At 60.7% G+C, this 22,487-nt stretch carries 25 protein-coding genes; 14 read left to right on the top strand and 11 right to left on the bottom strand.

The window, feature by feature from the left end; genetic code table 11:
- Positions 1-161: 161 nt before the first annotated feature.
- Genes scpB through ACEN8R_RS03135 form a run of 4 tightly spaced genes read right to left on the bottom strand, consistent with a single transcriptional unit; the run spans position 162 to position 3,521 of the window.
- Positions 162-1,178, bottom strand: a complete 1,017-nt coding sequence (gene scpB / locus ACEN8R_RS03150) for an SMC-Scp complex subunit ScpB (RefSeq protein ID WP_495624572.1) — start codon at positions 1,176-1,178, stop codon at positions 162-164.
- An 11-nt stretch (positions 1,179-1,189) separates the two neighbouring features.
- Entirely contained in the window at positions 1,190-2,014 is an 825-nt protein-coding gene (locus tag ACEN8R_RS03145) for a segregation and condensation protein A (protein ID WP_007938531.1), read from the bottom strand.
- Positions 2,015-2,644, bottom strand: coding sequence for an L-threonylcarbamoyladenylate synthase (locus ACEN8R_RS03140; protein WP_007938530.1), 630 nt, complete (start codon positions 2,642-2,644; stop codon positions 2,015-2,017).
- A gap of 13 nt (positions 2,645-2,657) precedes the next feature.
- Entirely contained in the window at positions 2,658-3,521 is an 864-nt protein-coding gene (locus ACEN8R_RS03135) for a PHP domain-containing protein (RefSeq protein ID WP_018929935.1), read from the bottom strand.
- 87 nt (positions 3,522-3,608) lie between these two features.
- Between ACEN8R_RS03135 and ACEN8R_RS03130 the strand changes: the two genes are divergently transcribed.
- The 6 genes from ACEN8R_RS03130 to ACEN8R_RS03105 all read left to right on the top strand — a co-directional run bounded on the left by ACEN8R_RS03130 (position 3,609) and on the right by ACEN8R_RS03105 (position 8,026).
- The gene (locus tag ACEN8R_RS03130; RefSeq protein ID WP_064619571.1) at positions 3,609-4,205 is read left to right on the top strand and encodes a septation protein A; all 597 of its coding nucleotides are present in this window, start codon (positions 3,609-3,611) and stop codon (positions 4,203-4,205) included.
- A 1-nt stretch (position 4,206) separates the two neighbouring features.
- On the top strand, positions 4,207-4,506 hold the full coding sequence (locus tag ACEN8R_RS03125) for a YciI family protein (RefSeq protein WP_019579534.1): 300 nt from the start codon (positions 4,207-4,209) through the stop codon (positions 4,504-4,506).
- A 110-nt stretch (positions 4,507-4,616) separates the two neighbouring features.
- Positions 4,617-5,030 (top strand): hypothetical protein, encoded by a 414-nt coding sequence (locus ACEN8R_RS03120; RefSeq protein WP_064619574.1) that lies wholly within the window; start codon positions 4,617-4,619, stop codon positions 5,028-5,030.
- Between the two features lie 7 nt (positions 5,031-5,037).
- Positions 5,038-5,715, top strand: coding sequence for a response regulator transcription factor (locus ACEN8R_RS03115; RefSeq protein ID WP_086946374.1), 678 nt, complete (start codon positions 5,038-5,040; stop codon positions 5,713-5,715).
- A 281-nt stretch (positions 5,716-5,996) separates the two neighbouring features.
- On the top strand, positions 5,997-6,446 hold the full coding sequence (locus ACEN8R_RS03110; protein ID WP_111454417.1) for a Spy/CpxP family protein refolding chaperone: 450 nt from the start codon (positions 5,997-5,999) through the stop codon (positions 6,444-6,446).
- 239 nt (positions 6,447-6,685) lie between these two features.
- On the top strand, positions 6,686-8,026 hold the full coding sequence (locus ACEN8R_RS03105) for a sensor histidine kinase (RefSeq protein ID WP_495624571.1): 1,341 nt from the start codon (positions 6,686-6,688) through the stop codon (positions 8,024-8,026).
- A gap of 45 nt (positions 8,027-8,071) precedes the next feature.
- Here the strand turns inward: ACEN8R_RS03105 and ACEN8R_RS03100 are convergent, their stop codons facing one another.
- Positions 8,072-8,638 (bottom strand): NAD(P)H nitroreductase, encoded by a 567-nt coding sequence (locus tag ACEN8R_RS03100; protein WP_086946375.1) that lies wholly within the window; start codon positions 8,636-8,638, stop codon positions 8,072-8,074.
- A 121-nt stretch (positions 8,639-8,759) separates the two neighbouring features.
- Between ACEN8R_RS03100 and ACEN8R_RS03095 the strand changes: the two genes are divergently transcribed.
- Positions 8,760-10,214 carry a TrkH family potassium uptake protein gene (locus tag ACEN8R_RS03095; protein WP_018929928.1) on the top strand — a complete coding sequence of 485 codons (1,455 nt, stop codon included), beginning with the start codon at positions 8,760-8,762 and terminating at the stop codon, positions 10,212-10,214.
- Here the strand turns inward: ACEN8R_RS03095 and ACEN8R_RS03090 are convergent.
- Positions 10,171-11,232: an AraC family transcriptional regulator gene (locus tag ACEN8R_RS03090; RefSeq protein ID WP_207238835.1), complete on the bottom strand. Its 1,062-nt coding sequence runs from the start codon at positions 11,230-11,232 to the stop codon at positions 10,171-10,173. The two genes, ACEN8R_RS03095 and ACEN8R_RS03090, sit on opposite strands and share 44 nt — an antisense overlap.
- Before the next feature lie 156 nt (positions 11,233-11,388).
- Here ACEN8R_RS03090 and ACEN8R_RS03085 point away from each other — a divergent pair, with 156 nt between their 5' ends.
- Both ACEN8R_RS03085 and ACEN8R_RS03080 read left to right on the top strand, forming a co-directional pair.
- The gene (locus ACEN8R_RS03085; protein ID WP_018929926.1) at positions 11,389-11,700 is read left to right on the top strand and encodes an Mpo1-like protein; all 312 of its coding nucleotides are present in this window, start codon (positions 11,389-11,391) and stop codon (positions 11,698-11,700) included.
- 101 nt (positions 11,701-11,801) lie between these two features.
- Positions 11,802-12,392, top strand: a complete 591-nt coding sequence (locus ACEN8R_RS03080) for an HD domain-containing protein (RefSeq protein WP_018929925.1) — start codon at positions 11,802-11,804, stop codon at positions 12,390-12,392.
- A 145-nt stretch (positions 12,393-12,537) separates the two neighbouring features.
- Here the strand turns inward: ACEN8R_RS03080 and ACEN8R_RS03075 are convergent, their stop codons facing one another.
- The gene (locus tag ACEN8R_RS03075; RefSeq protein ID WP_018929924.1) at positions 12,538-13,353 is read right to left on the bottom strand and encodes a UDP-2,3-diacylglucosamine diphosphatase; all 816 of its coding nucleotides are present in this window, start codon (positions 13,351-13,353) and stop codon (positions 12,538-12,540) included.
- A 149-nt stretch (positions 13,354-13,502) separates the two neighbouring features.
- Between ACEN8R_RS03075 and ACEN8R_RS03070 the strand changes: the two genes are divergently transcribed.
- Positions 13,503-14,261, top strand: coding sequence for a helix-turn-helix transcriptional regulator (locus tag ACEN8R_RS03070; protein WP_018929923.1), 759 nt, complete (start codon positions 13,503-13,505; stop codon positions 14,259-14,261).
- Positions 14,262-14,382: 121 nt separating this feature from the next.
- Positions 14,383-15,276: a DMT family transporter gene (locus tag ACEN8R_RS03065; RefSeq protein WP_018929922.1), complete on the top strand. Its 894-nt coding sequence runs from the start codon at positions 14,383-14,385 to the stop codon at positions 15,274-15,276.
- Here ACEN8R_RS03065 and ACEN8R_RS03060 read toward each other — a convergent pair.
- The 4 genes from ACEN8R_RS03060 to recQ all read right to left on the bottom strand — a co-directional run bounded on the left by ACEN8R_RS03060 (position 15,270) and on the right by recQ (position 20,235).
- Positions 15,270-15,557, bottom strand: coding sequence for an Rdx family protein (locus ACEN8R_RS03060; RefSeq protein WP_007895010.1), 288 nt, complete (start codon positions 15,555-15,557; stop codon positions 15,270-15,272). The genes ACEN8R_RS03065 and ACEN8R_RS03060 overlap by 7 nt on opposite strands.
- A gap of 66 nt (positions 15,558-15,623) precedes the next feature.
- Positions 15,624-17,426, bottom strand: coding sequence for a motility hub landmark protein FimV (locus tag ACEN8R_RS03055; protein ID WP_018929921.1), 1,803 nt, complete (start codon positions 17,424-17,426; stop codon positions 15,624-15,626).
- A gap of 128 nt (positions 17,427-17,554) precedes the next feature.
- Entirely contained in the window at positions 17,555-17,989 is a 435-nt protein-coding gene (locus ACEN8R_RS03050; protein ID WP_018929920.1) for a MarR family transcriptional regulator, read from the bottom strand.
- A 119-nt stretch (positions 17,990-18,108) separates the two neighbouring features.
- Positions 18,109-20,235: a DNA helicase RecQ gene (gene recQ / locus ACEN8R_RS03045; RefSeq protein ID WP_028939960.1), complete on the bottom strand. Its 2,127-nt coding sequence runs from the start codon at positions 20,233-20,235 to the stop codon at positions 18,109-18,111.
- Positions 20,236-20,519: 284 nt separating this feature from the next.
- Here recQ and ACEN8R_RS03040 point away from each other — a divergent pair, with 284 nt between their 5' ends.
- The 3 genes from ACEN8R_RS03040 to lapG all read left to right on the top strand — a co-directional run bounded on the left by ACEN8R_RS03040 (position 20,520) and on the right by lapG (position 22,474).
- Positions 20,520-21,107, top strand: a complete 588-nt coding sequence (locus ACEN8R_RS03040) for a UPF0149 family protein (protein WP_007938492.1) — start codon at positions 20,520-20,522, stop codon at positions 21,105-21,107.
- A gap of 10 nt (positions 21,108-21,117) precedes the next feature.
- Positions 21,118-21,513, top strand: a complete 396-nt coding sequence (locus ACEN8R_RS03035) for a YbaN family protein (protein ID WP_018929918.1) — start codon at positions 21,118-21,120, stop codon at positions 21,511-21,513.
- A 253-nt stretch (positions 21,514-21,766) separates the two neighbouring features.
- Positions 21,767-22,474 carry a cysteine protease LapG gene (gene lapG, locus ACEN8R_RS03030; protein ID WP_026286704.1) on the top strand — a complete coding sequence of 236 codons (708 nt, stop codon included), beginning with the start codon at positions 21,767-21,769 and terminating at the stop codon, positions 22,472-22,474.
- The last annotated feature ends 13 nt before the right edge of the window (positions 22,475-22,487 follow it).

Genomic DNA, 22,487 nt, shown 5'->3' with positions numbered 1-22,487 from the left:
CTTGGCCTGAAGATGTGAAATCTGGTCGTTTGACGAAGGGATCGCCAAAGGGTCGCGAATCATACGCTCATGGAAGCGTTCGCGCATCAGAGACTAGCTGATCGACCGTCGGTTATTGGTTTTTCCGCCGGCCGGTGGTGGCTGCGATCTTCTGACGGAGTTCAATCCTCGAACTGGCGGCGTTCGGCCTCGATCGCTTCGGCCAGGGCCCGGGCTTCGGCTTCTTCATCGCTCAGTTCAGGTTCGGGCTTGGGTTGTTCAAGCGCGGCAACCGCGGCCAGCAGTTTCTCGCGAGCCTCGGCAACGCCAAGAATGTCATCCTCAGGTTCTGGTTCCTGCTCTTCTTCGTCAGCAACTGATGCCTCAACCTGAAGCTCTACCTCGACTTCCGGCTCCGCCTCCGGCTCCGGCTCCGGCTCCGGCTCCGGCTGCTCCGATACCTCTTCAGTCTCGGTCAACTCGCCATCGCGCAACAAATCGTCGAAATCGGTCTTGAGCCCCTCCTCCATGGTGTCCAGCTCCAGCAACAGCGTGTGGAAGCTGGTTTCTTCCTTGGGCTCTTCCGGCTCGGCGCTGGCATCCGCCAATTCTTGCAACCCGGCCGGCACCGGTGCGTCGTCGAACTCGAGCATCGGTTCGGGCTCCAGCTCGCGCAGCTCCGCCAGCGGCGGCAGGTCGTCGAGGTTCTTCAGGTTGAAGTGATCGAGAAACGCTTTGGTGGTGGCAAACATCGCCGGTTTGCCGGGCACGTCGCGGTAACCGACGATGCGGATCCACTCACGCTCCAGCAGGGTTTTGACGATGTGGCTGTTGACCGCCACGCCGCGCACGTCTTCGATCTCGCCCCGGGTGATCGGTTGGCGATAGGCAATCAGGGCCATGGTTTCGAGCATGGCGCGCGAGTAACGCTGTGGCCGTTCTTCCCACAGGCGCCCGACCCACGGCGCAAACTTTTCGCGGATCTGCAGGCGATACCCGGAGGCGACTTCCTTCAGTTCGAAGGCTCGGCCGTCGCAGGATTTGCCCAGAATCGTCAGCGCTTTCTTGAAAACCGCTGGTTCAGGCCGCTCGCCTTCTTCGAAGAGTTCGAACAGGCGCTCAAGCGATTGCGGTTTTCCCGAGGCCAACAGAAAGGCTTCAAGCAGTGGCGCCAGCTCGCGGGGTTCAGTCAGGTTCATGATTCAACTCGTTATTCGGCTCGGGCTCGCACATGTATCGCCGCGAACGGCTCATTCTGCACCAGCTCGACCAAGGATTCCTTGACCAGTTCGAGGATCGCCATAAAGGTCACCACCACCCCCAAGCGCCCCTCTTCAGCGGTGAACAGCTCGACAAAGGGCACGAAACCGCCGCCCTTGAGCCGCTCCAGTACATCGCTCATGCGTTCGCGGGTGGACAGTGCCTCGCGGCTGACCTGGTGGCTTTCGAACATGTCGCCCCGGCGCAAGACCTCGGCCATGGACATCAGCAACTCTTCCAGGCTCACGTCCGGCAGCAGCTTGCGCGCCCGGGCTTCCGGCGCGTCGAGCTTGGGCACCACGACATCGCGGCCGACGCGGCTCAGCCCATCGATGCCTTCGGCGGCGGCCTTGAAGCGCTCGTATTCCTGCAAGCGGCGGATCAGTTCGGCGCGAGGGTCGTCTTCCTCGTCTTCAATGGTTTCGGCCCGCGGCAGCAACATCCGCGACTTGATCTCGGCGAGCATCGCGGCCATCACCAGGTACTCGGCGGCCAGTTCCAGGCGCACCGACTGCATCAACTCGACATAGCCCATGTACTGGCGGGTGATTTCCGCCACCGGTATGTCGAGGATATTGATGTTCTGTTTGCGGATCAGGTACAGGAGCAGGTCGAGCGGGCCTTCGAAGGCTTCCAGAAAGACCTCGAGCGCATCCGGCGGGATGTACAGGTCCAGCGGCATTTCCATGACCGCCTGGCCATAGACCATGGCGAAAGGCAGTTCTTGCTGGGCGCCGGCCTGGCTGTCGACGGGTTCTGGTTCTACTGCAGACATCTACGCCTCGGCCATGAATGGCGTAGGGTCGCCGCAACCGACGCGGATGACTTCCGGCTCGCCGTCAGCGAGGTTGATCACGGTGGACGCCTTGATTCCGCCGAAACCGCCGTCGATGATCAGGTCCACCTGATGCTCCAGCAACTGGCGCATTTCGTAGGGATCGGTCAGCGGGTCGGTGTCGCCGGGCATGATCAGGGTCACACTCATCAGCGGTTCGCCGAGCTCTTCCAGCAGCGCCAACGCAATCGGGTGGCTTGGTACGCGCAGGCCGATGGTGCGTTTTTTCGGGTGCAGCAACAGCCGCGGAACTTCGCGGGTGGCGTTGAGGATGAAGGTGTAAGGCCCCGGCAAGTGGGCCTTGAGCAGACGGAAAGTACCGGTGTCGATCTTGGCGAACAGCCCCAGCTGCGACAGGTCGCTGCAGATCAGTGCGAAGTTGTGCTTCTCATCCAGCTGACGCAACCGACGCACACGCTCCACGGCGGTCTTGTCACCGATCTGGCAACCAATGGCGTAGGAAGAGTCTGTGGGATAAATCACCACCCCGCCGTTGCGGATGATCTCGACAGCCTGTTTGATCAGGCGCGCTTGCGGGTTTTCCGGATGAATCTGGAAAAATTGACTCACATTTTCTACCTGTTCAGACGGCGGCAATAATTGGGTCATGTTTGAATCGACACCACAGTGGTGGCAGATCCTCCGGGAGCGGGCGGTATTCACCGATCTCGGACCAGCCTCCAGGGCCATGAAAATCACTGCCGGCGCTGACCAGCAGACCAAACTCACGGGCAAGAATCGCCAGGCTGCCCACTTGCTCGGCGGGCTGATGGCCATTGACCACTTCAATCGCGTGGCCCCCGGCTTGAATATAGTCAGAAATCAGGCGGCGACGCTTGCTACGAGTGAAATCGTAGTGCCAGGGGTGCGCCAGGCTAACCCAGGCACCCGCGGCGCGCAGGGTCTCGACGGTGTCTTCGAGGGTCGGCCAGTGCAGCTTGACGTCTCCCAGCTTGCCGGCGCCCAGCCATTTGCGGAACGCTTCGGCGCGATCCTTGACGAAACCTTCGCGCACCATCCAGTCGGCGAAGTGCGGACGGGCCGGCGCGTTGCCGCTGTCGCCCAGTTCCTGCTGAATGGCGCGGGCGCCGTCAAGCGCCCCCGGCATACCTTTTAACGCCAACTTGCGGCTTATTTCTTCGGACCGTAGCCAGCGGCCATCGTGCAATTTGGCGATGGCCTCGACCAATGGCGCGGCATTGACGTCGAAACCGTAGCCCAGCACATGAATGGTCGCCCCGCCCCAGGTGCAGGACAACTCGACGCCGTTGACCAGTTGCATCCCCAGCGCCGTCGCGGCGCTACGGGCCTCGTCGAGGCCTTCAAGGGTGTCGTGATCAGTCAAGGCCAGGACTCGCACGCCTTTCTCGAACGCACGCGCAACCAGTGCCGCAGGCGCCAGGGCGCCATCGGAGGCCGTGCTATGGCAGTGCAAATCAACATTCACAGGACTATGTAACCTCAAATCAGCTGACGCTATCGCGCGTCAATATGTTTGTTATTATGCCGCCACATCCTGCTTCTGGCTGCCACTGTGAAACAATTCATCGACTTCATCCCGCTTCTGCTGTTTTTCATCGTCTTCAAAATCGACCCGCGGGTCGTCGACATTGGCGGTCATCAACTGTCTGTCGGTGGTATTTACAGCGCCACCGCGATGCTGATCATCAGCTCCCTGGTGGTCTACGGCACGCTGTACATCAAGCAGCGCAAGCTGGAGAAGAGCCAGTGGCTGACCCTCATTGCCTGCCTGGTCTTCGGCAGCCTGACCCTGGCGTTCCACAGCGAAACCTTCCTGAAATGGAAAGCCCCGGTGGTCAACTGGCTGTTCGCCCTCGCGTTCATCGGCAGCCATTTCGTCGGTGACCAACTGCTGATCAAACGCATCATGGGCCACGCGCTGACCCTGCCGGAGCCAATCTGGACCCGCCTGAACATCGCCTGGATCGGTTTTTTCCTGTTTTGCGGTGCCGCCAACCTGTTCGTCGCGTTCACGTTCCAGAGCTACTGGGTAGACTTCAAGGTCTTCGGCAGCCTGGGCATGACTTTGCTGTTCCTGGTCGGCCAGGGCATCTACCTGTCCCGCCACCTGCACGACGCCGACACCACAACGCCAAAAACCGAGGACTGACATGCTTTACGCAATCATTGCCACAGACGTCGCCAACTCCCTGGAAGCCCGACTGGCCGCACGGCCTGCACACCTTGAGCGTCTGCAAGTGCTCAAGGGCGAAGGTCGTATCGTATTGGCCGGTCCACACCCGGCGGTCGACAGCAATGATCCGGGCGCAGCCGGTTTCACTGGCAGCCTGATCGTCGCCGAATTCGAGTCCCTGAGCGCCGCCAAGGCCTGGGCCGACGCCGATCCGTACGTTGCCGCAGGCGTCTACGCCAATGTTCTGGTCAAGCCGTTCAAGCAAGTCCTGCCGTAAAGTTCTCGCGTGCGGTGAATCTTATCGATTCATCGCACGTTCAATCGCTCATTATTCTCGTTTACCGGCCGACAACCTGCCCAATACTCGTATTGGAATCAGGAGTTGCGATGCGCAAAGGTCCGTTGTGTCTGATGTTGGTGACGTTGTCGATCATGGCGCCAGCCCATGGTGAAGAAAGCGCCAATGGCGGTAATTCGACGCCGCTGTCCTTGAGCGCCGGTAGCCAGATCACCGAGTTGCAGCAGCGCTTGAAAGAGAGCGAGCAGCAACGAGAAACACTGAGCAAACAATTGCAAACCACCGATGGCGAGCGCGAAAGCGCCCAGCTGAGCCGGTTGCGCCAGGAGAATCAGCGCCTGAAGCTGCAACTCAAGGAAACCCTGGCCAGCAGCCCGCTACCGCGCCTGCTGACCGATCAGCAGCAGTGGTTCGTTATTGGGGCGGCAGTAGCGCTATTGGCCCTGCTCTGCGGTATCTTCGCCAGTGGTGCCACCAGAAAACGTAGGCAATGGCTAAATTGAGTGAGTCATGAGCGAGCTGTTACTAATTGATGATGACCAGGAGCTGTGTGAGCTCCTGAGCAGTTGGCTGAGCCAGGAAGGCTTTCAGGTTCGCGCCTGCCACGATGGCCAGAGCGCCCGTCACGCGTTGGCCGAAACGTCTCCGGCGGCCGTGGTGCTGGACGTGATGCTGCCGGACGGCAGCGGCCTGGAACTGCTAAAGCAACTGCGCAGCGACCATCCGGATTTGCCGGTGCTGATGTTGTCGGCCCGTGGCGAACCGCTGGACCGCATCCTCGGCCTGGAACTGGGTGCCGACGATTACCTGGCCAAGCCATGCGACCCACGGGAACTGACCGCCCGCCTGCGCGCGGTGTTGCGCCGCAGTCATCCGACGGCGGTCTCCAGCCAGCTCGAGCTGGGCGACCTGTGCTTCAGCCCGGTGCGCGGGGTGGTCAGCATCGATGAACAGGAATTCACCCTCACCGTTTCCGAAAGCCGACTGCTCGAAGCCCTGCTCAAGCAGCCCGGCGAACCGCTGGATAAACAGGAACTGGCGCAAATCGCCCTCGGTCGCAAACTGACCCTGTACGACCGCAGCCTGGACATGCACGTCAGCAACCTGCGCAAAAAAATCGGCCCACACCCCGACGGCCGCCCACGCATCGTGGCCCTGCGCAGTCGCGGTTACTACTACAGCCTGTAAGAACCGAGAAAGAACCGAATAACAGCAACCTGTGGCGAGGGAGCTTGCTCCCGCTGGGCTGCGAAGCGGCCCCACTCTTTACCTAAAAAGAAGGGGACTGCTGTGCAGTCCAGCGGGAGCAAGCTCCCTCGCCACAGTCTGGTGCCTGCATCTGGAATTTTGTCAGGAAGGCAGAAAACCGTCTTTACCCAAGCTTTACGCTCCGCTGACCGCCGTTGACCTTGATCTGCGTAATCTGCACACATCCGGAACGTACCGGGAACGAGACAAGGAGATACACCATGCGCAAGACTCTTATCGCTCTGATGTTTGCTGCCGCCCTGCCGACCGTTGCCATGGCCATGCCTGAAGGCACAGGCCCGATGGGTGATCACATGGACGGCTCACGCCACGGCGGTCAGATGCACGGCATGCACGGCAGAGGCCCTTACAGCCAACTGGACCTGAGCCGCGAACAGCGCGAGCAGATCCGCAAAATCATGGGCGAGCAAATGCACGAGCGTCAGCAACTGGTCGACAAGTACCTGGAAAAACTCTCGCCAGCCGACCAGAAAGCCCTGAAAGACGAGATGGAGGCCAAGCACAAGAAAGCCGAAGCCGACGTTCGCGCCCTGCTGAAACCGGATCAACAGAAGCAATTCGACGAGATCCAGAAGAAACAAGCTGAGCGTCGCGCCGAATGGGCCGAGTTCAAGGCCTGGAAAGCGCAGCAAGCGCAAAAGGCGCAATAATGCGTTAACCCCGGACCCAACGGCTAATCACCGTTGGGTCTGATGCCTCTCAGTTCGTTGTGGGAGCGAGCCTTTGTGGCGAGGGAGCTTGCTCCCGTTGGGGCGCGAAGCGGCCCCGGTATTTCAAAGTTAAACCGTATGTAACGGGTTTACGACTGTTTCGCAGCCGAACGGGGCGATGCGGCGTTCCGACAAGCCCCCTCGCCACACATTGATTTGAGCTTGTTCGAGGATTTTCTGTGCGCTCATTGTTCTGGCGTATCCTGGCCAGCTTCTGGCTGGCCATCGCTCTGGTTGCAGGGCTTTCCATTTTGCTGGGACACATGCTCAACCAGGACGCGTGGATTCTCAGTCGCCACCCGGGCCTCAATACCCTGGCCGAACAGTGGACGCAAACCTACGAAAGCCAAGGCGAGGAAGCCGCCCAGGACATCCTGGAGCAGCGCAAGCGCCAATATCACATCGACGTTCAGGTGCTCAACGAGGCAGGAGACCCGGTGGTACGCGGCACCTTCCCTCGGCGTGCAGCCGCCTTCGAAGCACGGCAGCAAAACGATGATCGGCGCCTGCCGTGGCGACGCCTGACCGATGAATACACCAGCGCCAAGACGGGCGACACCTACCTGCTGATCTATCGCATTCCCCACCCGGAACTGGACGCCTGGCACCGTGAGAGCCTGCTCTGGCCGTTGAGTGCGCTGGGTATCGCCCTGGTGGTACTGACCCTGTTCAGCCTGTTGGTGACCTTTTCCATCACCCGACCGCTGAGCCGTTTACGTGGCGCAGTGCATGAGTTGGGGCAGACGACGTATCAGCAAAACAGCCTGGCGCAACTGGCTAACCGCCGCGATGAATTCGGTGTGCTGGCCAACGACTTCAATCGCATGGGCGCGCGTCTGCAAAGCCTGATCGGCAGTCAGCGGCAATTGCTGCGCGATGTGTCCCACGAGTTGCGTTCGCCCTTGGCCCGACTGCGCATTGCGCTGGCACTGGCCGAGCGGGCCAATCCCCAGGAGCGGGAAAAACTCTGGCCGCGCCTGACCCGTGAATGTGATCGACTGGAAGCACTGATCAGCGAAATCCTGGTGTTGGCGCGGGTCGATGCCGACAACGCCAGTGCCGAAGAGGTGGATCTCAATGCGCTGCTCAATACCCTGCAAAAGGATGCTCAGCTAAGTTCGCCGGAGCAGAACGTGCGCCTTGAGGCCGAGCCGCAACTGAACCTCAGAGGTTGGCCGACCATGATCGAGCGGGCCGTGGACAACCTGCTGCGCAATGCCCAACGCTTTAACCCGGTCGGGCAACCGATCGAAATGCAGGCGGCGCGTCAGGGCGACAGGATTGTGGTCAGCGTGCGCGATCATGGCCCTGGCGTAGAGGCCGAACATTTGAATCAGCTGGGTGAACCGTTCTATCGGGCACCGGGGCAGACAACGTCCGGGCATGGCTTGGGGCTGGCCATCGCACGTCGTGCGGCGGAACGGCATGGCGGCAGTCTGGTGCTGGCCAATCATCCTGGAGGCGGGTTTATTGCCAGCCTGGAATTGCCGTTGGTGCCGGGGGCTGTCGTCCAACCCTGAACCCTGTGGGAGCGGGCTTGCCCGTTCCCACATGGACCTATATCTTCAGGCCTTACCGGACCAGGCGCTGACAAACTCGGCCAGATCAACCTTCTCCGCCACACGCGGTTCTTTCTGCGGCGTACCGAGATAAAGGAACGCAATCACCTCTTCCCCTTCGGCCAAACCCAACCCCTTGGCTACATGCGGCGAATAGGCCAGCTCACCGGTGCGCCATACCGCGCCAATACCTTGCGCGTAAGCGGCCAGCAAAATCCCGTGAGCCGCGCAGCCTGCCGCCAACAATTGTTCGGATTTCGGGTATTTGACGTGATCCTGCAAACGCGCGATCACCACAACCACCAGCGGTGCACGCAGCGGGCCGTTACGGGCCTTGTCCAGCGCGGCTTCTGACACCTCGCTGTCTTGCAGTTTCGCCGCTTCGGCCAGCAACTCGCCCATTTGCTCGCGCGCCGCGCCTTCGACTGTCAGGAAGCGCCAAGGCTGCAAATGGCCGTGGTCTGGCGCACGCATCGCGGCGGCAAACAGCACTTCGCGTTGCTCGGCAGTGGGCGCCGGATCGAGCAGTCGTGGAACAGAAACACGGTTGAGCAAAGCGTCGAGAGCCTGCATCGGCCACCTCCTGAAAAAAATGTCTGCCTATTCTAGCGGTATCCGGCACAGGGCTGTCGGTTTACATGCCCTGCCCCGCAGGTAGAATGGCGCCCTCCCTACTTCAGCCCGAGCGGACTTCATGGCGTTGCCGACCTTACGGATCATTGGTTTCATCATCGGCATCTTCCTGATCACGCTGGCCATTTCCATGGCCGTGCCCATGGCTACCCTGGTGATCTTCGAGCGCACCAGCGACCTGCCGTCATTCCTCTGGGCCAGCATGATTACCTTTGTCGCCGGCCTGGCCCTGGTCATTCCAGGGCGTCCCGAACACATCCATCTGCGCCCGCGAGACATGTACCTGCTGACCGTCAGCAGCTGGCTGGTGGTGTGCATCTTCGCCGCCCTGCCGTTCCTGCTGACCCAGAACATCAGCTACACCGACTCATTCTTCGAAAGCATGTCCGGCATCACCGCCACCGGCTCGACGGTGCTCACGGGCCTGGACACCATGTCCCCCGGCATCCTGATATGGCGCTCCTTGCTGCACTGGATCGGCGGGATCGGCTTTATCGGCATGGCGGTCGCGATTCTGCCATTGCTGCGCATCGGTGGCATGCGGCTGTTTCAGACCGAGTCGTCAGACCGTTCCGAAAAGGTCATGCCCCGTTCGCACATGGTGGCGCGCTTGATCGTTGCGACCTACGTCGGCATCACCATTTTCGGCAGCCTGGCGTTCTGGTGGGCCGGGATGAGCCCGTTCGATGCGATCAACCACGCGATGTCGGCGATTTCCACCGGCGGGTTTTCCACCTCCGACCAGTCTTTGGCCAAATGGCCGGAGCCTGCGGTGCATTGGGTCGCGATCGTCATCATGATTCTCGGCGCCTTGCCGTTCACCTTGTATGTCGCCACGTTACGCGGTAACCGTCGGGCGCTGATCAAGGATGAACAGGTGCAAGGCTTGCTCGGCATGTTGCTGGTGACCTGGCTGGTGCTCGGCACCTGGTACTGGTGGACCACCCAGTTGCACTGGCTGGACGCCTTGCGGCATGTGGCGCTGAACGTCACTTCGGTGGTGACGACGACAGGTTTTGCACTGGGGGACTACAGCCTCTGGGGCAACTTCTCGCTGATGCTGTTCTTTTACCTGGGGTTTGTTGGCGGCTGCTCGGGTTCGACCGCTGGCGGGATCAAGATTTTCCGCTTCCAGGTGGCCTACATTCTGCTCAAGGCCAACCTTAACCAGTTGATTCACCCACGCGCGGTGATCAAGCAGAAGTACAACGGCCACCGTCTCGACGAAGAAATCGTACGTTCGATCCTGACCTTTTCGTTCTTTTTCGCCATCACCATTTGCGTGATCGCTCTACTGCTGTCGCTGCTCGGCGTGGACTGGATGACCGCCCTTACCGGTGCGGCCAGCACGGTGTCCGGCGTCGGCCCGGGGTTGGGCGAAACCATTGGCCCGGCGGGTAACTTCGCCAGCCTGCCGGATGCCGCGAAGTGGATTCTCTCGTTCGGCATGCTGTTGGGTCGGCTGGAGATCATTACGGTGTTTGTTCTGTGTATCCCTGCGTTCTGGCGTCACTGACCGGCTTGAGCGCTTCCGTCAGCCGCGCCCGGTATTCGCCGGGGGTGGTGTCGAACCAGCGTCGGAAAGCGCGGAAGAAGTTGCTCGGATCGGCAAACCCCAGCAGGTAGGCAATTTCCAGCAGCGTCATGCTCGGTCGCGCCAGGTATTGCTCGGCCAGTTCACGCCGCGTGTCATCCAGCAACGTCTGAAAACTCGTGCCCTCTTCCTGCAAGCGTCGCTGCAAGGTGCGTTGCGACAGGTGCAGCGCCTGCGCTACCGCATCGCGCTTGGGTTCGCCCTGGGGCAGCAAGCGGCACAACACCTGCCGCGCATTGTGGGTCACGCGGCTCTCGGCAAACCGCGCCAGGTATTCACCGGCAAAGCGATCGTGCAGCAACGCCATGGCCTCGTTGGCGGTGGGCAACGGTGCCTCCAGGTCAGCGCGCTCGAAAATCAAGGCGTCATAGGGCGCATTGAACATCATCGGCGCGTGGAAGGCTTGCTTATACGGTTCGAGGTCGGCGGGTTGATCGCCCTGCAGCAGCACTTTGCGCGGATGCAGCGCGCTCCCGGTCAGCCACCCGCAAAACGCCAGGGCACAGGCCATCGATGCTTCAGCGCTTTGTCGGGTCGGCGGCAAGTGGTCGCCATGCACCGTCAGAATCAGCGCATAACCCTCGTCCAGTATGCGAAAACTCAGATCGGCACTTTCGGCGATGATTCGCTGATAACGCACCAGACGTTGAAAGCCTTCGGCCAGGGTTCGACTGGACATCAAGGCATAACCGGCAACGTGCAGGGACGCCGGTCGCACCACCTTGCCCATGTTCAGGCCGATCGCCGGGTTGCCGGACAACTCGACCGCGCGCTGCCAGAGCCGCGTCATGGAATCTTGCGGGAAGCGCGCATCCGGATCATCCAGTGCCGCATAGTCGAGCCCTAGCTGCTTGAACAAAACCCGGCAATCCAGGCCGTCCATTTCCAGTGCTTTGACAATCCCCATCGCCCAGCTTGCAGAAGTCGTTCGTTCGCTCATGGCGTTTACTACGTGATGGCCGCATGCCACGACCCAATGCCCAAGGATACTAAAGTGGCGCCTATTGTCACTGGCTGATGCCTATGATCACTCTAGACTTAAATAGGCTACCCGCAGCGCAACTTGTTGCCTGCACACACCACAGAGATCGCAGTCGTGGAAAACATCAAACGTTTCAACAGCTTCGCTGCGTTTTACCCGTATTACCTCAGCGAACACCGCAATAGCACTTGTCGACGACTGCACTTTGTCGGCACCACGCTGGTTATTGTCATTCTGGCGCTGACCATCGCCAAAGGCGCATGGTGGCTGTTGCTGGCCCTGCCGCTGGCCGGTTACAGCTTCGCCTGGGTCGGGCATTTCTTCTTCGAGAAGAATCGTCCTGCAACCTTTCAGCATCCTCTTTACAGCCTGCTCGGCGATTTCGTCATGTACCGCGACATGATTGCAGGTCGCGTGCCGTTCTAGGCTCCTTTGGCCACAAAAGCGTCCTGTGCAGCCAGTGCAGCGCTCTGGATCCAAGCCCTACACTCCAAACATCCCTTTCGATAAGAACAAGAGGATAGCCGATGAATGCCCGCGCCCGTTTTACCCACATGCAGGACGGCACGCAGGAAGACTGGGCGATCATCGCCACAGACTTCAGCGCCTATGCCCGGCAATTGCCTACAAGGATCGTGGCGCATTTGAAGTTACTGGAAGGTGATTTCGGCGGATTCCCGGTGGATCGCCTGACCCACTCGCTGCAAACCGCCAGCCGCGCCTGGCGCGATGGCCGCGACGAAGAGTACGTGGTCTGCGCTTTGCTCCATGACATCGGCGACACACTGGGGTCCTACAACCACCCGGACATCGCCGCGGCGATTCTCAAGCCGTTCGTCAGTGCCGAGAACCTGTGGATGGTGGAGAAACACGGGATTTTCCAGGGCTATTACTTCTTCCATCACCTGGGCATGGACCGGCATTTGCGCGAGCAATTCAGCGCTCATCCGCAGTATCAGGCGACCATCGAATTTTGCGCCCGGTACGACGCGGCGGCGTTTGACCCGGCATACGACACGCTGCCGCTGAGCTTTTTCGAACCGATGATGGAGCGGTTGTTTGCGCAGCCGAAGCATTCGATCTACAAGGCGGCGATGGAGGAACAAGAGCCAGCCTGACCCCACACTGTGGCGAGGGGGCTTGCCCCGTTGGGTCGCGAAGCGGCCCCAAAACCATTATCCCTAGATCGTGTGTGTAGGTTTTACGACTGCTGCGCAGCCGAACGGGGGCAAGCCCCCTCGCCACAAAGGCTAAACCTCCGGTTTAAGCCGGCTCTGCGACTTTAATTGCCTTCAACTCTGCCTCCCGCGCTTGGGCATCGGCCAACCGATACAACTCGATCGAGCCGTCCCAATGCTCGATCAGCGCCGTGCACGACTCCACCCAATCCCCGCAATTGAGGTAGTCCACCTCGCCAACCTTGCGAATTTCGGCATGGTGAATGTGCCCACACACCACGCCATGCAACTCGCGTTTGACGCATTCGTGGGCAATGGCTTCCTCAAAATCGCTGATGAAACTGACGGCGGTCTTGACCTTGTGCTTGAGGTACGCCGACAACGACCAATAGCCGTAGCCATAACGGGCCCGCCAATGGTTGAGCCAGCGGTTGAGGGTCAGGGTAAATTCGTAGGCCGAGTCGCCGAGGAACGCCAGCCAGCGGTGATAGCGAGTAATCACGTCGAACTGATCGCCATGAATCACCAGCAGATGACGACCATCGGCGGTCACGTGCACGGCTTCGTCCACCAGCTGGATATTGCCCAGCATCAGTTTCGAATAACGGCGCAGGAATTCGTCATGGTTGCCGGTGACGTAGATCACTTCCGTGCCGCGCTTGCTCATGGTCAACAGGCGACGAATCACGTTGGTGTGCGCCTGAGGCCAATACATGCCGCTGCGCAGCTTCCAGCCGTCGATGATGTCACCGACCAGATAAATCCTGTCGGCATGGTAGCCCTTGAGAAACTGCGACAGGTGTTCGGCCTGGCAGTCCCGTGTGCCCAAATGCACGTCGGAAATCCATAAGGTCCGCACACGTTGCTTACGGCTGGGTTTGGCGAGCTCGGCGCTGGTCATGGGCAACCCTCTGGACAAGTTTTGGCAAGCTTGCGCCGGTCGGGTTAATTGCCCATGACAATCGCAAGTCAGTCCTGTGACAACGCGCGAACGCAGGGCCTCGGTGTAGACTGGCGGCTTCACTCATCAATATCGCCACGAGACCTGCGATGAGACCGATCCTCACCCTGCGCCAATACACCCACGACCTGATCGTCCACAGCCACGACCACGCGCAACTGGTATTCGGGCTGTCGGGTGCACTGGATTTCGAGGTCGAGGGGCTTGGCAGTCAGGTGGTTCAGCAGAGTTTCGTGGTGGTGCCGTCCGGGGCGCATCATGCCTGCGACAGTGCCCATGGCAGCCGTTGCCTGGTGCTGGATGTGCCGAGCGATCAGTGGGTGTCTCAGTCGCTGGGGGACCACGCCGAGGCCAGCCGCCGCTTGCTCGACAATGCCGGGCGCCTGTCGCTGGACGCCGGACAAAGCCAATTGGTGAGCTGGCTGGCTGGCAGCCCGATCAGCGATCCGCTGATCGCCCAGCAAGGCGCGGTGTTGCTGCTGGCCAGCCTCAACAACGCCAAGCCCGACACGGTCGGCGGTCGGCGTCTACCGTATGCGGCGCTCAATGCTCACATCGATCAATACGCGGCCTATCCACTGCAAGTCGCCGATCTGGCGCGCATTGCCGGCCTGTCCAGCGCTCGCTTGCACGCGCGGTTCGTGGCGGAATGCGGGCAAACGCCGATGGACTACATCCGCAGTCGCCGGCTGCACATCGCCGTGCGCTTGTTACGCGATTCGGCGCTACCCATTGGCGAAATCGCGTGTCGGGTCGGCTACAGCTCCCAGAGCGCATTCGCCGCAGCAGTGCTGCGTGAATTCGGCGCCTCACCCGGTAAATTGCGCCGCGAGGCTGGCGACAAATAACGCGAGTCTGGCGACAGACACCCGCAAGCACATCGTTCATTGTGTAGGAGTTGCCGAAGGCTGCTCCTACACAGGTCGACGGTGTCGTCGGCCAAATTCGATACGTTATTCAAGGATTGCAATGACTCCCCGTACTGCCCTTGGCGCTCTGCATATCGGTGCACTGATGTTCGGCTTGACCGGCGTGTTCGGCAAACTTGCCGCCGCCTCACCGGCGATCATCGTGTTCGGTCGTGCCGCGTTTGCCGTCCTCGCCCTGGCGTTTTTCGCCCGGTTCGCCAGTAATACCCGTTGGCAGGCACTCGACGCCGTGGACTGGCGCCGCCTGTTGCTCAGCGGCTTGCTGCTGACCGGGCACTGGGTGAGTTTCTTCATTGCGGTGAAGGTGGCCGGGGTGGCGATCGCGACCCTGGGCTTTGCCAGTTTCCCGGCGTTTACCGTGATCCTCGAAGGGCTGATTTTCCGCGAGCGCATCCGCGCCAATGAAATCTTGCTGGTGGTGCTGGTCAGCATCGGTTTGGTACTGGTCACACCGGACTTCGATCTGGCCAGCGGCGCCACCACCGGCCTGTTGTGGGCAGTGGCCTCCGGCCTGCTGTTCTCCCTGCTGTCCCTGACCAACCGCGCCAGCTCCGGGCGAATCCCGCCGGTGCAGGCGGCGCTGTGTCAGAACGTAGTGGTTGCGATCTGCCTGCTGCCGGTGGCGATGCCGCAGTTGAGCGAAGTACGCGCCATCGACTGGCTGTGGATTGGCCTGCTCGGGGTGTTCTGCACCGGCGTCGCTCACAGCCTGTTCGTCGCCAGCCTGGCGGTGATCAAGGCCCGGACCGCGTCAGTGGTGTTTGCCCTGGAGCCGGTTTACGGCATCACCCTGGCCTGGTTGTTGTTCGATGAAAACCCGACGCTGCGCATGCTGATCGGCGGCGCGTTGATCATCGTGGCCATCGTGGTCTCCAGCCGGTTGTCCGGCGGTTCAAGCCACAAGACCGTTGCCGCGCAAGCGCCGTCTCACTGAGTGCGGTCGTTGTGGCCCAGGTCGCGGTCCGGATCGATCTGATCGCGGACCCGCTGCTTGAGCACCTTGGCCTCGGGGAAACCGCCGTCGGCCTTGCGTTCCCAGAGCTGCACATCGTCGCAGAAAATGTGGAACACCCCGCCGGTGCCGGGCACCAGGGATACTTTGCCCAGGTCGTCGCCGAAGGTGCTGAGCAGTTCCTGGGCCAGCCAGGCGGCGCGCAACAGCCACTGGCATTGCGTGCAGTAGGTGATGACGATTTCCGGTTTACGTGCGGTCATGATTGGCAAAACTCCTCTGCCTGAGGGGTTGCCATAATAACCGCAAAGGCTGCGATCTTTTGATCTTCAGCGAATACCCGCCAACAGCGTTCGGGCCGTCTCCTTCAGTGGCTCGTCGCCTTCCTTGAGCAACTCGTTCAGCAGCTCGATGGCGCTATCCAGGTCGCCGTCGTCAATGCAGGTCTGGGCCTGTTCGAGTTTGCCGGCGCTGCTCGGCTCGACCGGTTCAAGATCCATCAACTCAGCATTCAGCGGTTCAAGCTCCAGCGGCTGGCCGGGATCGCTGAATTCGTTGAGAAAAGTTTCGTCCAGAGATTGCGACTCAGGTTCCGCGACCCATTCAAGCTCGGGCTCATCCAGCGTCGGCTCGTCGGGTATTTCGAAGACATCGGGCAACACATGCAGATTCGAAGTGAACCCGGGCTCGTCTGCCGGTGATGGCTCATTCGATGGTTTGGCGCTGGGCGGTGAGTTGTCGAAGGGGCTGATCAGGTCCCAGTTCGCATCCATCGACAGGTCGTCGAGGTTCAGCTGAAACTCATCGCTCGGTGCCGCTGGGATTGCAGGCGTGGACGGAGCCACTGCCACCGCGGTGGCCACCGGCACGGCATCGATCAGTTTCGGATGGCGGCTGCGGATGTCCTGAAGTTGCTGTGTGTCAAACCCGGCGTCACGCAGGCTACTTTCCTGCGCGTCATACGCTTGCACGTCACCCTGCTTACCAAGAACCTCCAGCAGCTGCACGGCCAGGTCGGTGCGTTGGGGCTCCTTGACCAACGCCTCTCGCAACAATCCGGCTGCCTCGGACAAACGGCCATAGGCGAGGTAGATACTAACCCCCTCCAGCACGTCGCCTGCGACAGTCTCATCCGCCGAGCCGGCCACCGATCGCGCCTGGGTGGCTGGCCTGGCCGGTTCTGCCGTGCGGCTGAGCACCGGCTCATGACGCGACGGCTGCACGGGTAGCAGCTCGGGTAAGGCCTGAACCTGCTGTCGTTGACGGCGAATGAACACTGCGAGCGACACCAGGGCCACCAACAACAGCAACCCGATGATCAGCGGCCAATGGGATGCTTCGGACGTCTCGACAACCACCGGAACCGGCGCCGGCACCTCGGGTGCGGCAGGCGCCGCCGACGCCTGTTTGACTTCCGTCAGTTGGGTTTGCAGCTCAGACACCTGTTTTTTCTGAACGGCGATCTGCTCGTCCTGCGCCTGCAGCTTCGCATTGAGTTCATCGATGGTCTTTTGCAGCTGCTGGTTTTGCAGCACGCTGGTGGCCAGTTGTTCGGCAACAGGATCACTCGCCGGCGTAGCGGCTGATTTATCGACATCAGGCTTGGGTGCCGAACTATTCACCGCAGGTGGCGGTGCAACAGCCGGTTCAACAGACGGGAACGCGGAATCCTGAGGGCTCGGCGCGGGGTCGTCGTTGACGGGAACAATCCCAGGTGAACCCGGCGGATCGATCAGCACGGTGTACTCGCGCAGCAAACGCCCATTGGGCTGATTGAGCTGCACCAGAAAATTCAGAAAGGGTTCCTTGACCGGCTTACTGGACGTCACCCGGATCAGGTTGCGGTTGCCCCGCAGGATCGGCGTGAACTTCAGGTTATTGAGGAAGAACACCCGCTCGACACCGGCGCGGCTGAATTCTTCCGCCGTCGCCAGGCTGACCGACAGCTCGCCCTCCTCCAGACCACCGACATCCAGCAGGGCGATATCGGCGCTGAATGGCTGATTCAACGCCGAATGCTGGGTGATCTCACCCAAGCCTAGCGCGGGGGCCAATGCCGAGTAAGTGACGGCACCACCGACCAGCAGCAGCCGGGTGCAACACCGCAATACAACGTGCCAACTCTCGAGCATGAGCATCCCTTAGATAACCAGAACCAACCTGTATGCATTCGCACATCCGGTACGAACACGATATTGCCTAGTAGTTCTTTATAGTCTGCCCAACGGGGTATCTCAAAAGTCCGACGCGTGGTTGTGCCTCAAGATTTTTCCAGGTTGCCCAGGATGTGCGCGTGGACACGCATGCAGACCTTCAAATCCGCCTCATCAACGCCTTCGAACAATTCGTGGCGCAGTTGCGTGGCAATGGTTTCAATTTGTTCGATCAAGGGGCGGGCCGGGGCACAGAGGACGATTTTTTTCGCCCGACGGTCTTCCAGCACCGATTGGCGTTGCACCAGGCCCTGACTTTCCAGGCTATCGAGCAGTCGAGCCAGGGTAGGCCCTTCGACGCCGACGCTTTGCGCCAGTTCACGCTGGGTGGGAGCATCATCGAAACGCGCCAGGTGCAGCAGCACCAGCCAGCGCGCCTGGGACAGGCCCAGGCCAGCCAGTCGGCGGTCCAGTTCGGCACGCCAGCCCCGAGACATCTGGGCCAGTTGCATGCCAAAGCGGTGTTGATCGGTTAACGGCATAAAACACTCATGGTTAGACTGAAATAGAGAAAAACTAATTATTAGTCAGCTAAGCATGACCTTTGGCTATAGGCAAGGTTTGCTCTGTACTGAATCGTTACATCTGCGCGACAGGTCATTCAAATTTCGAATTCCGATTGCAGCGCGGCACGTACGCAATACAAAACGCCTTCCGGCACCCGCCCTGCGAACAACGCGGCGATCTCCGCCACCGGCGGCAACTCGCCTTCGCCGTCGAGGAAGGCGTCCTGAACTTCGCCCATCAACTCTTCAGGCAGGTCCAGCGCCTGTTCCAGTGACAGCTGCTGCTTGCCGATGGCCTCGGCGAGCATCGTGTAGACGTTCTTTTCCGAGCATTGCAGCTGCCCGGCGATCTGCAGCGGTGTCATGCCGGCCCGGGCCAGCGTGATCAACTCGTGGCGCACATCGGCCACCACTTTCGGCGCCTCGACCTGACCGCCGAGCACTTCGAGGAAAGCCTCGCCGTAACGTTCCAGTTTGCGCGCGCCGACACCGCTGACCGTGGCCATTTCCGCCAGCGAGGTCGGCTGGCTGCGGAGCATTTCCAGCAACGTCGAATCGGGGAAGATGACATACGGCGGCACGCCATGTTCTTCGGCCAGTTTGCGGCGCAAGGCACGCAGGGCTTCCCACTGTTCGCGCTCCTCGAAGCGGACCAGTTGGCTCGCCTGGCTCTTACTGCTTTTGGCGGTGGTTTGCGGCTTGAGGTCGCGGCGCAGTTCCAGGGTCACTTCGCCCTTGAGCAGCGGCCGGCAGGTATCGCTCAGGCGCAGCCCGCCGTAGCCTTCGAGGTCGATGTCCGCCAGACCGCGAGCAACAAGTTGTCGGAACAAGGAGCGCCATTCACTTTCGCCCAGCGCTTTGCCTACGCCGTATACCGACAAATGCTGATGACCGAAACTGCGGACCTTTTCGTTGTCCTTGCCCAGCAACACGTCCACCAGATGGCCGACGCCATAACGCTGACCGGTGCGGTAGATCGCCGACAGCGCCTGGCGGGCCGGCTCGGTGGCGTCCCAGGTCTGCACGCCGTCGACACAGTTGTCGCAGTGGCCGCAGGGCTCGGGCATGTCTTCGTCGAAGTACGCCAGCAGGGTCTGGCGGCGGCAGCGGGTTTCCTCACAGAGCGAGAGCATGGCGTCGAGTTTGTGCTGCTCCAGACGCTTGTGGCGTTCGTCGCCTTCGGAGTTTTGCAGCATCTGCTTGAGCATCACCACGTCTTGCAGGCCGTACGCCATCCAGGCATCCGCCGGCAGACCATCACGACCGCCGCGACCGGTTTCCTGGTAATACGCTTCAAGGGACTTCGGCAAGTCGAGGTGAGCCACAAAACGCACGTTGGGCTTGTCGATGCCCATGCCGAACGCCACGGTGGCGACCATGATCAGGCCTTCCTCGTTGAGGAAGCGTTTTTGGTGATGCGCCCGGGTTTCGTTGGCCAGACCGGCGTGGTACGGCAGCGCCGGGAAGCCTTGTTCACTGAGGAACACCGCCACTTCGTCGACCTTTTTGCGCGACAGGCAGTAGACGATACCGGCATCGCTGCGCCGCTCGGCGAGGAACGCCAGCAACTGCTTGCGCGGCTGTTCCTTGGGCACGATGCGATAAAAAATGTTGGGACGGTCGAAACTCGACAGGAAACGCTCGGCATCCTGCAAATGCAGGCGATCGACGATTTCTTCCCGGGTACGCTTGTCGGCGGTGGCGGTCAGGGCAATGCGCGGGACGTTGGGGAACAATTCCGCCAACTGGCCCAGTTGCAGGTATTCGCGACGGAAGTCGTGGCCCCATTGGGACACGCAATGCGCTTCGTCGATGGCGAACAGGGCGATTTCGAGGCTTTGCAGGAAGGCCAGCATCCGTGGCTGCACCAGGCGTTCGGGCGCCAGGTAGAGCATTTTCACCTCGCCGCGCTTGATCCGTGCAGCAAGATCACGCTGCTGCTCGGCGCTCAGGGTGGAGTTCAACGACGCCGCGGCGACGCCCAGCTCTTCGAGGGTGGCGACCTGATCGTCCATCAGCGCGATCAGCGGCGACACCACCACCGCCAGGCCTTCGCGCAGCAGCGCCGGCACCTGGAAGCACAAGGACTTGCCGCCCCCGGTAGGCATCAGCACCAGGGCGTCGCCGCCACTGGCCACGCGCTCAATGATTGCACCCTGACGGCCACGGAAACTGTCGTAGCCGAAGATGTCCTTGAGGACGCGTTGAGCCTGTTCGAGCATAAAAACTCCAAAAATCACCGAAACATCCCTGCAAGGCTGGTTCAGAACCACGAAAGCTGCACAAACAAATCGTAAGTGCGCATTGCATGACGCTGCATATTTCAGCCGTGACGCCAGCAGGGCATCACAAAACGCGCGAGTATACCCGAGCCCTCCCTTGCAAAGGGCGCCGCTGATAAGACGCACACAAGCCAACCGCGGGAGCAAATATGCCGCGCGGCTGGCCTGAGCGCTCAAGAAGGCCTAGAATTCCCGCATCGTATATTCCCCAAGGTAGCCCTTTAATGTCCTTCGCTGAGCAACTAACCCGCCTGCAAGTCTTCCTCGACGCCGACGAGCTGCATGACGAGGCGCTGGACTACGTGGCCGCCCACGGCTACCTCACTGCGCTGTCGATCTGCTCCGAAAGCGTTCCCGACCGTGAGTGGATCGACGCGCTGTTCGCCGAAGAGCCGCATTACGCCGACGACACCGAGCGTGAAGCGATCGAATCCACCCTGGTGCTGCTCAAGGCTCACATCGCCCGCCAACTGGCGTCCGACGAAGAGTTCGAGCTGCCATGCGACCTCGACCTGGGCGATGACCCGGACGATTCCGACCTGCGTGGCTGGTGCATCGGTTTCATGGAAGGCGTGTTCCTGCGCGAAGCCGCCTGGTTCGAAACTGCCGAAGACGAAGTCAGTGAAATGCTGCTGCCGATCATGGTCGGTTCGGGTCTGTTCGACGAACAGCCTGAGTTCTCCGACATCGCGGCCGACGCCAACCTGATGGACGACATGATCGTGCAAATCCCGGAAGCCCTGACCGCGCTGTACTTGCTGTGCAACGCGCCAGACGAAAAACCGGCGATCCTCAAGCCACGTCACCACTAAGGTTTTGCCTATGGACAACCCCATAGGCAACCGCCCCCTGATGTTGCGCTACGTGCTGCTGGCCATCGGCTGGCTGAGCGTAGCGCTGGGGGTGATCGGGATTTTCCTGCCGGTGCTGCCCACCACACCGTTCCTGCTGTTGGCGGCAGCCTGCTTCGCCCGCAGTTCGCCGCGTTTCTATCACTGGCTGGTTGAACATCCACGGCTTGGACCCTGGATTCGCGACTATCTGGACGGCAACGGCATTCCGCTCAAGGGCAAGGTCTACACCATCGGGTTGATGTGGACGAGCATCCTGTTCTCCTGCTACCTGGTGCCCCTGCCGTGGGCGCGCGGGTTCATGCTGACCAGTGCGGTGCTGGTGACGGTTTATATCCTCAAGCAGAAAACCCTGCATAAACCCTGATTCCTATCTATGGCTCGAGGCTTTTGTGGCGAGGGAGCTTGCTCCCGCTGGGTTGCGAAGCAGCCCCAAAACCTGCAACCCGCCTTCTCCTGACACACCTCATTGATCGGTTTGGCGACTGCTGCGCAGCCGAACGGGAGCAAGCTCCCTCGCCACAGGAAACAACCCGCCGACATCCTTTCGTCCGACGACCTACCCGACCGCCCCGTAAACACCGCCTAGACTTCAGACATCTGCACCCGAGCAGCCAGACATGCCCCGCAGTCCGCGTAGTCCAGGATGGTCAACGCTCCGACTTCGGTTCGGCGGATGGCTGCTGCTGGCGAGTTTTCTACTGGCCGGGTTGGGCAGTGCCTGGGCCGACTGGGATTTTGCGCAGGTTCTGCAAACGGCCGAAAAACGCTACGGCCCCCTTGGCGAGGCACAGGGACGGATCGAGGCCTGGAGCCAAATGCTGCAAAGCGAACGCAACCAGCCTGAGCGCGAACAACTGAACGCGGTCAATCACTTCTTCAATCAGCAACTGAGTTTTCAGGATGACACGCGCATCTGGCATCAGACCGATTACTGGGCCACGCCCGTGGAGTCCTTGATCAAAGCCGCAGGCGACTGCGAAGACTTCGCCCTGGCGAAATACTTCAGCCTGCGTCACCTCGGGATTCCCAGCGAAAAACTACGCATCACCTACGTCAAGGCCCTGACCCAGAACCAGGCGCACATGGTGTTGACCTTCTACAGCAGCCCCACGGCCGATCCGCTGGTGCTGGACAACCTGATCGACGAGATCCGCCCCGCCTCCCAACGCAAAGACTTGCTGCCGGTGTACGCCTTCAACGCCGAAGGCCTGTATTTGCCGGGAGCCAATGGTGGTAAACGCAGCAGCGACTCGAAAAAACTGTCGCGCTGGCAAGACGTATTGAAAAAGATGCAAATCGAAGGGTTCGCCGTGGGCGAAGGCTAGCCGCCACTGCAAG

The organism is Pseudomonas sp. Pseusp15, from assembly GCF_059492165.1.
This window is presented reverse-complemented; position numbering and strand designations above follow the sequence as displayed.

Coding starts and splice junctions, on each gene's coding strand:
- ACEN8R_RS03145 (WP_007938531.1), bottom strand. CDS start 2,014: ATGTCTGCAGTAGAACCAGAACCCGTCGACAGCCAGGCCGGCGCCCAG.
- ACEN8R_RS03035 (WP_018929918.1), top strand. CDS start 21,118: ATGGACAACCCCATAGGCAACCGCCCCCTGATGTTGCGCTACGTGCTG.
- ACEN8R_RS03060 (WP_007895010.1), bottom strand. CDS start 15,557: ATGACCGCACGTAAACCGGAAATCGTCATCACCTACTGCACGCAATGC.
- ACEN8R_RS03080 (WP_018929925.1), top strand. CDS start 11,802: ATGAATGCCCGCGCCCGTTTTACCCACATGCAGGACGGCACGCAGGAA.
- ACEN8R_RS03050 (WP_018929920.1), bottom strand. CDS start 17,989: ATGCCGTTAACCGATCAACACCGCTTTGGCATGCAACTGGCCCAGATG.
- ACEN8R_RS03075 (WP_018929924.1), bottom strand. CDS start 13,353: ATGACCAGCGCCGAGCTCGCCAAACCCAGCCGTAAGCAACGTGTGCGG.
- ACEN8R_RS03100 (WP_086946375.1), bottom strand. CDS start 8,638: ATGCAGGCTCTCGACGCTTTGCTCAACCGTGTTTCTGTTCCACGACTG.
- recQ (WP_028939960.1), bottom strand. CDS start 20,235: ATGCTCGAACAGGCTCAACGCGTCCTCAAGGACATCTTCGGCTACGAC.
- ACEN8R_RS03095 (WP_018929928.1), top strand. CDS start 8,760: ATGGCGTTGCCGACCTTACGGATCATTGGTTTCATCATCGGCATCTTC.
- lapG (WP_026286704.1), top strand. CDS start 21,767: ATGCCCCGCAGTCCGCGTAGTCCAGGATGGTCAACGCTCCGACTTCGG.
- ACEN8R_RS03125 (WP_019579534.1), top strand. CDS start 4,207: ATGCTTTACGCAATCATTGCCACAGACGTCGCCAACTCCCTGGAAGCC.
- ACEN8R_RS03115 (WP_086946374.1), top strand. CDS start 5,038: ATGAGCGAGCTGTTACTAATTGATGATGACCAGGAGCTGTGTGAGCTC.
- ACEN8R_RS03065 (WP_018929922.1), top strand. CDS start 14,383: ATGACTCCCCGTACTGCCCTTGGCGCTCTGCATATCGGTGCACTGATG.
- ACEN8R_RS03055 (WP_018929921.1), bottom strand. CDS start 17,426: ATGCTCGAGAGTTGGCACGTTGTATTGCGGTGTTGCACCCGGCTGCTG.
- scpB (WP_495624572.1), bottom strand. CDS start 1,178: ATGAACCTGACTGAACCCCGCGAGCTGGCGCCACTGCTTGAAGCCTTT.
- ACEN8R_RS03120 (WP_064619574.1), top strand. CDS start 4,617: ATGCGCAAAGGTCCGTTGTGTCTGATGTTGGTGACGTTGTCGATCATG.
- ACEN8R_RS03090 (WP_207238835.1), bottom strand. CDS start 11,232: ATGAGCGAACGAACGACTTCTGCAAGCTGGGCGATGGGGATTGTCAAA.
- ACEN8R_RS03070 (WP_018929923.1), top strand. CDS start 13,503: ATGAGACCGATCCTCACCCTGCGCCAATACACCCACGACCTGATCGTC.
- ACEN8R_RS03110 (WP_111454417.1), top strand. CDS start 5,997: ATGCGCAAGACTCTTATCGCTCTGATGTTTGCTGCCGCCCTGCCGACC.
- ACEN8R_RS03040 (WP_007938492.1), top strand. CDS start 20,520: ATGTCCTTCGCTGAGCAACTAACCCGCCTGCAAGTCTTCCTCGACGCC.